Origin of the sequence: Streptomyces sp. CB01881, assembly GCF_002953255.1 — a bacterium.
Lineage (GTDB): Bacteria > Actinomycetota > Actinomycetes > Streptomycetales > Streptomycetaceae > Kitasatospora.
Genome location: NZ_CP026498.1, coordinates 10,998,484 through 11,007,817 on the forward strand (window position 1 = coordinate 10,998,484; position 9,334 = coordinate 11,007,817).

Sequence of the window (9,334 nt, forward strand, 5' to 3'; positions counted from 1 at the left end):
ACCTGGCCGCACCCGACCGGCGCCATCGCGGCGCGCACCGTGGTGCTGGGCTTCCCCTCGTCCCGCACCGACTGGCTGGCCCGGCTCTGCGGCGCCGCCGACGCGGTCGCCGCCTGGGGCGGGGAGGAGGCGGTGAACGCCATCGCCGCCCTCACCCCGCCCGGCTGCCGGCTGGTCGACTGGGGCCCCAAGCTCTCCTTCGCCTACCTCACCGCCGACGCCTGGTCCGATTCCGAGGTGCTCGCGGGCATCGCGCAGGACATCTGCCGCCTGGAGCAGCAGGCCTGCGCCAGCCCCCAGGTGATCTACCTGGACACCGAGGACCACGAGCGGCTCTTCGCCTTCGCCGAGCGCTTCGCCGCCGTCCTCGCCGCGCAGCCGCCCACTGCGGCCGAGCCGGAGCTGCTGGAGAGCGCCGAGATCACCAACACCGTGTTGGTGGCCCGACTGGAGGAACACCTGGGCCTCACCAAGGTGCACGCCGACCCCGCCGCCCGCTGGCACGTCCTGGCCGACACCCGCGTCGCCCTGCGGGCCTCCCCGCTGCACCGGACCGTCTGGGTCAAGCCACTGCCGCGCAAGCGGATCGGCGAGGTGCTGCGCCCGATGCGCCGCTACCTGCAGACCGCCGGTATCGGCGCCTCCCGCCGCGACACCGCCGAGCTGGCCGGTGCCGTCCTGGCCGCCGGGGTCCAGCGGGTCACCGTCCCCGGGCGGATGCTGGACAGCTACGACGGCGAGCCGCACGACGGTGTGTACGCGCTGCAGCGCTACAGCCGCCGGGTGGACGTCCAGCTGGACGCCCGCTTCGCCTCCGATGCCTGCCTCGACGACCTGGTCGGCGCCCGCGAGCTGCCGCCCCCGCCGGTGCCGGTGACCGCGAAGACCGAGTTCGAGCAGCTGCAGGGCGACCTCGGCCGGGCCGAGGTGTTCTTCCGCAGCGGGGGCAGCTCCGGCGCGCCCAAGCTGTCGGCCTTCAGCTGGGACGACTACCACGAGCACATGCGGCACGGGGCCGAGGGTGTGCTGGCGGCGGGCTTCGACCCGCGCACCGACCGGGCGATGAACCTCTTCTTCGGAGGCCAGCTCTACGGCGGCTTCCTGAGCTTCTACTCGGTCCTGGAGAACCTGCGCGCGGTGCAGTTCCCGATGGCCGCCCAGGACGACCACGCGGCCGTCGCCCGCTCGATCGTCGAGCACCGGGTGGACACCCTCTTCGGCATGCCGAACTATCTGCTGCGGGTCTTCACCGAGGGCGCGGACGTGCTCCGCGGGTACCGCGGGGTGCGCAAGCTCTTCTACGGCGGAGAGCACTTCCCCGAGCGCCGGCGCACGTGGCTGCGGGAGGAGTTCGGCGTCGAGCTGATCCGCTCGGCCGCGTACGGAAGTGTCGACGCGGGCCCGCTGGGCTACCAGTGCCCGGACGCCGGGGGCCGGGTGCACCACCTGTTCAGCGGACTCCAGACGCTGGAGATCCTCGACCTGGAGGAGGACCGCCCGGCCGATCCGGGCCAGGCCGGAAGGCTGGTCTTCACCGCGCACAGCCGGCGCGGCCAGCGCCTGGACCGCTACGAGATCGGTGACCTCGGCCGCTGGGTGGACGGCGCCTGCCCCTGCGGGCGGCGCACCCCGCGGTTCGAACTCCTCGGCCGCTTCGGCGACATCTTCCGCAGCGGCAGCCACTTCCTCAACTACCGTCGCTTCGTGCTGGCGGCCGAGGAGCGGCTGGACCACCACGGGGCCCTCCAGCTGCTCCTCGACGAGGACGAGCACAGCGCCCGGGAGACGCTGACCGTCCGTCTGGAGGCGGACCGCTCGCGCCCGGGTGGTGGCGGGGACCAGCGCCCGGGTGGTGGCGGGGACCAGCGCCCGGGTGAACAGCCGGACGCGGTGCGGGAGTTCCTCGACGCCTACCCGGACCTGGCCGCCGCCGTGGTGCGCGACCGTCTGGTGGAGCTGTCCGTGGAGCACGCCCCCGCCGAGGACTTCGAGCGGACGGCCGCCAGCGGCAAGCTCCTCGCCGTCGTCGACCGCCGGGCCCGGAACCGGTAGGGGGCGGGGACGGCTGCCAGGCCGAGGCTCCCGCAGCACCGCGCCACGGATGCTGCGGGAGCTACCCCATCCGCTCGTCGAGGAGACGGATCAGCTTGCCGGTACGGGAGTTGACCGCGAGGCCGTCCGGGGTGACCCATTCGAAGGTCAGCGGGTGGATCAGTCCCTTGCGGACGTGGTCGGCGAACATCGGCCGGATCGCACCGAGACGGGCGGTCAACTCCCGTGCCAGGTCGGGATTCTCACCGCCCCGGGTGGCGAGCCGCAGGACCAGCTCGTCCCGCTCGGCCCGATGCCGCAGGACCACCTGATGGCCGACGACCGGGTCGTGCCCGCCGGCCGAGGCCAGCAGGGCGCGCAGGTCCTCCAGGTAGACGGTGACCACCCCGACCCGGGCGCCCTCCTCCGAGCGCCCCAGCAGCCGCAGGCGGCGCCGCGGGAAGTCGACCCACTCGGCGAGGTCGCCGACCGGGTAGCGGATCACCGGCATCAGGCGGCGGACCAGATCGGTGGCCACCACCCGGCCGGGGCGGCCCTCCTCCTCGATCGGCTCGCCGGTCTCCGGATCGAGCAGCTCCACCACCTTGTCCGCAGTGAAGACCTCGTGCACCCGGCTGTCCGGTTCCCCGGCCACCGGACCGGCCAGGACGCCCGCGTCCACGCTGGCGTAGCCGATCGACCGGACGCTCACGTTCGGGAAGGCGGTGGTGAGCAGTGCCACCTGGTCCGGGTAGCAGGCCTCGCCGGCGAAGAGCGCGACGCGGACGTCCGGCAGGGTCCCGACGGTGTCGACGACCTCGCGGGCCAGCCGGCACAGCGACGTGGGCGGCGCGGCGACCACGGTTGCGGAGAAGTCGCGCAGGGCCTGGATGGTGGCGTCCAGCGGCGCGGCACCGCCGATCGGCAGCTGGACCGTGGGGACGGGCGCCTCCTGCAGGCAGTTGAGGGTGAAGACGAAGCTGGAGTAGAGCTCCCCGGCGTAGAACAGGTTGGCGACCCGGTCCCCGGCACGCAGCCCGGCGGCCGGCAGGCCGCCGCCGAACGTCCGGCTCATGCGGCGCCACTCCGCGCGGGTGTACATGGACACGCGCGGCGCCCCGGTGGTGCCGCCGGTCTTGAAGACGATCCCGTCGTCGTGCGGTCCGGTGAGCACCCGGCTGCGGCCGATGCCGTGGGCCGCCCAGTAGGCGGTGTGGTCGGTCAGCGGCAGTGCGGTCAGGCCGGTGGGGTCGGAGGGGCTGGTCAGGTCGTCCGGGAGGCCGGCGTAGAGGTCGCGGTAGAAGGGGGAGTTCTCCCGTACATGGCGGATCAGGTCGGATATATGATTGCTCGTCACATCATATGAGTCTAGACCTGTACAAAAGCCTCGTTCGCGCGGGGTGGGGCGAGCGCTCCCCGCCGCTTGCGCCACCCGGCCCCGGCCCAGGGGCCACTGCGACGGCCACCGCGGTGCAGCTGGACGGTTTCGGTGCCGGTGGTACGGGTGGTGGCTGCGAGCGCAGTGATGTGACCCACCATCCCTTGACCGGATCTTTTCCGTTTCGCCATGATGAACCGTCATGTTGTGACTCCGCCGATGGGGGAAGTCCGGTCCGAATCCGGCGCTGACCCGCAACGGTAGGCCGCCGACGCCACGTCGGCGGCGAGCCCGAGTACCCGTCGGCGGAGGTGTGTCACCCCTCCTCCCGTCGTGGTCTGCGGGCCGGAGCTCCGAGGGCTGCCCGGCCGTTGCCGGCGTCCTCCGGGCCCCTGCGTCCAGGCCCGGAAAGGCACCCCATGCCCACGCTCCGCCGCACTCCCGGTCTGCTCGCGATACCCGCCCTGGCGCTCGCCACCGCGCTCCCCGCGGCCACCGCCGCCCACGCCGCACCCGCCGACGCGGCATCGTCCCGGACCGTCCGCCCCGACGCCGCCGCGGCCGGCTGGCTGGCCCGCCAGCTCGTCGACGGCGACCACTTCGAGTCCGTCTTCAACGGCACCGCCTACCCCGACCCGGGCCTGACCATCGACGCCGTGCTGGCCTTCGCCGCCGCGCACGGCTCCGAGCAGGCCGCCGCGAAGGCCACCGCCTGGCTCGCCAGGCCCGAGATCATCAGCGGCTACCTCGGCGACGGCACCACCGAGGCGTACGCGGGCGCGACCGCCAAGCTGCTGCTCGCCGTGGAGGTCCGCGGCGCGGACCCGGCGGGCTTCGGCGGCGTCGACCTGCCGGCCCGGCTGCGCTCGCTCCAGACCACCGAGGGCCGGTTCTCCGACCGCTCGCAGTGGGGTGACTACAGCAACGCCTTCGGGCAGTCGCTGGCCCTGATCGCCCTGCACCGCACGCCCGGTGACGCACCGTCTGCGGCCGTGGACTTCCTCGCCAACAGCCAGTGTGCGGACGGCGGCTTCCCGGTCTCCTTCGGGCAGGCCACCTGCACCGGTGACCCGGACGCCACCGCGCTCGCCGTCCAGGCCCTCGCCGCCACGGGACGGGCCGCCAAGGCGAGCGCGGGCCTCACCTGGCTGACCTCCCACCAGGGCGCCGACGGCGGGTTCGCGGCCGCCGGGGCGACCGCCTCCAACGCCAACACCACGGGCCTGGCCACCCAGGCGCTGCTCTCCGGCGGACGCTTCGGGGCCGGTCTCAAGGGCTGGAGCCGGCTGGTGAAGTTCCAGCAGGGCTGCGCCGCCGACCCGGCCGTCCGCGGCGCGGTCGCCTACGACGCGTCCGGCTTCAACGCGGGCAACGGCGCCCGGGCCACCGCGCAGGCCGTCCTCGGCCTCGCCGGCACCCCGCTGACCACCCTCTCCGCCGCCGGCGCGCGCCCCGATGCGCCGACCCTGGCCTGCCCGGTACCGGCCTCCCACTGAACAGGCCTGCCCCCAAGAGGAGTTATCCGATGACCGGCACCCTCACCCCGGCCCGTCCGGTCCGCCGCACGCTCGGGTCGATCGCCGCGGCCGCGGCCCTCACCACCGGCCTGCTCGGCGTCAGCGCCGTCCAGGCCCCGCAGGCCCGGGCCGCGGCCTGCTCCGGAACCACCGGCGTCACGGTCGTGGTCGACTTCACGGCCGTCGGCGGCGGCATCCAGACCGGCTGCGCCCCCGGCGACCCGGCCAGCGGACTCGCCGCGCTGACCGGCGCCGGGTTCTCGTACGCCTTCCACCCGCGCTTCCCGGGCTTCGTGTGCAGGATCAACGCGCTGCCGACGACCTGCACCAACCCGACCGGCACCGCCTACTGGTCGTACTGGCACGCCCAGCACGCCGGCCCCTGGTCGTACAGCAGCCTGGGCGCCGGCAGCTACAACCCGGCCCCCGGCGACGTCGAGGGCTGGTCCTTCGGCGCCGGCGCCCAGCCGGGCATCACGGCGCCCTGACGCCCTGACGCCCGGAGGCACACCGGTGCCCCGGCCCTTCCGCGGAAGAGCCGGGGCACCGGTTGCACGGGGCTCAGCTGCCGAAGCGCAGCGAGACGGTGTCGCCGAGGTGGACCGCTGCGGCCCGGGTGGCGCCGGTGGCGGCGGAGCCGTCCAGGCTGACCTCCCAGGTGGACGAGCCGCTGTTGGCCGTGCCGTTGACCGCGGTGACGGCGCCGCTGCCGGTGGACGGCGTGGCCGAGGTGACGCAGCCACCCGGGGTGGCGGTGGCCGCCGCGTCGAGGACGTCGCCGAGGGTCGTGGTGGTGCCGGCCGGCGTGAGGGTGACGGCGCAGGCCTTGAGCGCCCCGGTGCCGTCGTCGACGACCAGGGCGAGCCTGGCCGCGGCGCCGGGGGTGAAGGCGCCGGTGGCGGCCCAGGTGGGCTCGCCCGCGGTGGTCGGAGCCGGCGGGGTGGCGGTGAAGCCGGACCCGGCAACGGCGCGCAGGCCGTCGACGGAGGCATAGGGGGAGGGGACGGTGTCGGTGGGCAGGTACTTGAAGCCGCCGCCGGGCTTGAACTGCTGGGCGATGAGGAAGCGGGGTCCTGCCGGTGCCGCTGGTGAAGTCGGTGCCCTGGGGGTTGATGCCGCAGGCGTTGAGACCGGACACGGCCCAGCCGTTGGAGTCGGTGTTGGCGCCCCACATCGAGTTGAACGCGCCGGAGGAGACGAGCTTGCCCTTGAGGAAGTTCTTCGCGGAGACGATCGCGGGATCGGTGCCGGGAACGCCGCCCGCGCAGAGGGAGGCCATGGCCGCGCCGGTCATGTCGATGTCGCTGCCCTGGGCGAGCGCGGTCGGGTTGCCCGCGGCCTTGGTGTAGTTCCAGCCGCCGTCGTTGTGCTGGTTGGCGCGCACCGCCGTGACGGAGGCGTCGATCAGCGGCTGCGGGGCGCGCTGGGTGCCGGCCTGGGTCCTGGCGCCCGCCAGGGCGAGCAGGCCGAAGACCGTGCCGTTGAAGTTGGCGGACGGGCCGTAGTAGCCGGGCTCGGCGCTCTGCCAGTAGGCGACGAGGTCGGCGACGAGGTTGCGGCCCGGGCCCACCCGGGCGGGGTCGATTCCCGTGGCGTAGGCGTTGAGGATGCCGCGCTCGTAGTCCGTGACCACCGGCGAGCTGCTGGGCCAGCCGGGAGCGGCGAGCTGGTTGCGGTACACCAGGCGGGCGTTCCTGCTCGCGTCACCGCCCGGGGTGACGTCGGCCGCGGCCGTGCCGGCGGCCGCGAGCGCGCTGAAGGCCCACTCGTTGGAGAGCCCGCCGCCGGTGACGTAGCTGCCGTCGGCGCCCTGGAGGGACTTCAGGTAGGTGACGCCGGTGCTCTTGGAGGTGGCTGTCTGGGCCGGGGGGGCCGTCGCTCGGGCGGGGACGGCGGACAGCAGCAGGGCCCCGGCCGCCAGGGCGGCGGTGACGGCGGGAGGGGAAGTGGTCCGCGACGGGCTGCGGAAGGACACGGGACGGACTCCTTGGGGTGGCGGGCGCCGACCCTGCCCCGGAGTCCCGGCGTCCGTTCGGAAGCGCGCGACCGGCGGAGCGGTCGCCGCCCGGATCGCGTGGGCCGGCTTTCGCCGCGGTGCACGGCCGGGCGGGCATCCGGGCTCGGGACGGCTCGACCGCCACCCCACACCGCTGCGCGTCAGCCCCGGATTCGCACCGGGTTCCCCCACTCGGCCACCGGGGACGCTACCGCACGGCGCACCGGTCGACGAGGCGATGTGACCTACCTGACGCCCCGTTGACTCTCCGTCAGCCGACGTGGTCTGATGAACCGATTTTTCGCCCTCGGCATTCAGGGGAAGCCGGTCCAACTCCGGCGCTGACCCGCAACCGTAGACCCACCAACCCGGTGGGTGAGCCGGAATGCCTGGACCGGGGGCCTGTTCACAGAGCACTTGCGTCGTCGCGGACTACGACGCGGTCGGGACGGTCCCTGCCCCAGGAGACCGTCGGCTGCGCCGTGTTCTCCCGCGTCGACCGACCAGGGAGTCGTCGTGAGGGTCAGCAGCAGTCGTACACGTCACAGGAACCGGGAACTCGCGTCCCTGGTGGTCGCCGGAGCCGTCGCGGTCGCCGCCTGCGGCACGGTCCTGCTCGGGCACCCCGGAACCGCGGCGGCCGACCCGATCGAGCGGTGCACGGCGACGACGGGCGCGATCGTCGCGGTCGACTTCGGTCACTGGGGCGGCGGTGTCGTCCGTGGCTGCGACGCCCACCCCACGACGGGCATGAACCTGCTGCACAACGCCGGCTTCACCACGACCGGCACCGAGCACGACGGACCCGCCTTCATCTGCCGCCTCGGGACCGGAAGCTTCAACGGCGGCGCCCAGTATCCGGCGCCGGCCGAGGAGCCCTGCGTCAACACCCCGCAGGCCACCGCGTACTGGTCGTACTGGATCGCCGAACCCGGCCAGCAGAGCTGGTCCTACAGCCAGTTCGGGGCCGGGACACAGAAGCCCAAGCCCGGCGAAGTCGAGGCCTGGGTGTACGGCGGCACCGACATCGGCGGCACCAGCGGGGCGCCGAGCTTCACCCCCGACTCCGTCCGCGCCAAGAACAGCGGCCCGACGGGGAGCGCGTCGCCGTCCGCGACCGCCACACCCACCGCCACACCCACCGCGACTCCCGGCCCGACCGGGTCACCGGCCGCCACCGGCGACCCGGCCGCGGCCGCCTCCTGGCTGGCCGGCCGGCTCGTCGGCGGCGACCACATGGAGAACTGGGCCGTCGAGGGACCGGACTACCCGCGGACCGCCCTCACCGCCATCGCGTTCGCCGCCGCAGGGACCCAGGACCCGGCACTGCGGAAGGTGGTCGCCTTCCTCGACGCCCACACCGACGCGTTCCTGTACCCCGACGGTCCGACCGGCAAGCCCGATGCGAGGGCCGCCGCCCTGCTGGCCCTCGTCGCCGAGAGCACCGGTCGCGACCCCCGGGCCTTCGGCGGCCGCAACCTGATCGCGGCGCTCACCGACCACGTCTGCACGGCGGCGGGGGAGAACGGCAGGTGCACCGCTGCCGGGGACTTCCTCGGTGCGGCCTCGCCCTGGGTCCAGTCCCTCGGTGTCATCGCCCTCCAGCGCGCCGGCGTCACGCCGCCCGCCCCGGCGCTCGCCCGCTTCACGGCGTTCCAGTGCGCCGACGGCGGGATGGCCGGATCCATGGTCGTCGCCGGTGACCACTGCGAGTCCGACCCGCTCACCACCGGCCTCGCGGTCCTCGCCCTGCGCACGGCCCCCGGGTACGAAACGGCCGCGAGGAAGGCCGCGGACCAGCTCGCGGCGAGCCAGCAGGCCGACGGGTCCCTCCTGCCGTACACCGGCGCACCCGGCGACACCGTCAGCACCGCGAGCGCGGCCCAGGCGTTCCGGGCCACCGGCCGGGCCGACCGGCAGGCCGCCGCCAAGGCCTGGCTCGCCGCCCGGCAGGGCAAGGACGGCGGCTTCGGCCCCGACGCCTCGACCACCGACCCGGACCCGGCCGCCACCGAGCAGGCCGTCCTGGCCCTGACCGGCACCGACCTCACCAGCGTCCGGCACAACCCGGACGGCACCACCGCGACGCCGACCCCGCCCGCCGGAAGGAAGCCCGACGCCGCCAAGGGCAGCGCCTACCTCACCGATCCGGCCCGCCTGATCGACGGCCACTACTACGAGGGCTTCCCGGCCTTCGCCGACTTCGGTCTCACGATCGACGGGGCCTACGCCCTCGCCGCCACCGGCACCGACGACGCCGCGCTGCGCAGGATCGTCGACTTCCTGGACCAGCAGGGCAAGGACGCGAGCGGGCGCACCGTCAACGAGTGGACCGGTGTCGGCACCGAGTTCGCCGGTGGAGGCTCGATCGGCAAGGAGGCGTTGCTCGCCGAGATCGTGGGCCGCGACCCC

Annotated in this window: 5 protein-coding genes, 1 pseudogene and 3 riboswitches; of the genes and pseudogenes, 4 read left to right on the forward strand and 2 right to left on the reverse strand. The window is 74.4% G+C overall.

Features of this window, described 5'->3' with window-relative positions:
* Positions 1-2,052 (forward strand): acyl-CoA reductase (locus tag C2142_RS37385; protein WP_194235861.1); only part of this gene is annotated, 2,052 nt, incomplete at its 5' end.
* Positions 2,053-2,113: 61 nt separating this feature from the next.
* Here C2142_RS37385 and C2142_RS37390 read toward each other — a convergent pair.
* Positions 2,114-3,388: a phenylacetate--CoA ligase family protein gene (locus tag C2142_RS37390; protein ID WP_148647178.1), complete on the reverse strand. Its 1,275-nt coding sequence runs from the start codon at positions 3,386-3,388 to the stop codon at positions 2,114-2,116.
* A 184-nt stretch (positions 3,389-3,572) separates the two neighbouring features.
* A riboswitch (cobalamin riboswitch) is annotated at positions 3,573-3,731 on the forward strand.
* Positions 3,732-3,828: 97 nt separating this feature from the next.
* On the opposite strand from C2142_RS37390, the gene C2142_RS37395 reads away from it, so the two are divergent.
* The gene (locus C2142_RS37395) at positions 3,829-4,905 is read left to right on the forward strand and encodes a peptidase (protein ID WP_148647179.1); all 1,077 of its coding nucleotides are present in this window, start codon (positions 3,829-3,831) and stop codon (positions 4,903-4,905) included.
* 29 nt (positions 4,906-4,934) lie between these two features.
* A complete protein-coding gene (locus C2142_RS37400; protein WP_206671112.1) occupies positions 4,935-5,414 on the forward strand; it encodes a flagellar hook-length control protein FliK in 480 nt (159 codons plus the stop codon).
* A gap of 73 nt (positions 5,415-5,487) precedes the next feature.
* On the opposite strand, the pseudogene C2142_RS37405 reads toward C2142_RS37400, so the two are convergent.
* Positions 5,488-6,901, reverse strand: a pseudogene (locus C2142_RS37405) (hypothetical protein).
* Between the two features lie 133 nt (positions 6,902-7,034).
* Positions 7,035-7,111: riboswitch (cobalamin riboswitch) on the reverse strand.
* 77 nt (positions 7,112-7,188) lie between these two features.
* Positions 7,189-7,334: riboswitch (cobalamin riboswitch) on the forward strand.
* 104 nt (positions 7,335-7,438) lie between these two features.
* Here C2142_RS37405 and C2142_RS41305 point away from each other — a divergent pair.
* Positions 7,439-9,334 (forward strand): prenyltransferase/squalene oxidase repeat-containing protein (locus C2142_RS41305; RefSeq protein ID WP_241003064.1); only part of this gene is annotated, 1,896 nt, incomplete at its 3' end.

Bases quoted from the DNA above. Each gene is read 5' to 3' on its own strand.
- C2142_RS37395 (WP_148647179.1), top strand. From the start codon at position 3,829: ATGCCCACGCTCCGCCGCACTCCCGGTCTGCTCGCGATACCCGCCCTG.
- C2142_RS37400 (WP_206671112.1), top strand. From the start codon at position 4,935: ATGACCGGCACCCTCACCCCGGCCCGTCCGGTCCGCCGCACGCTCGGG.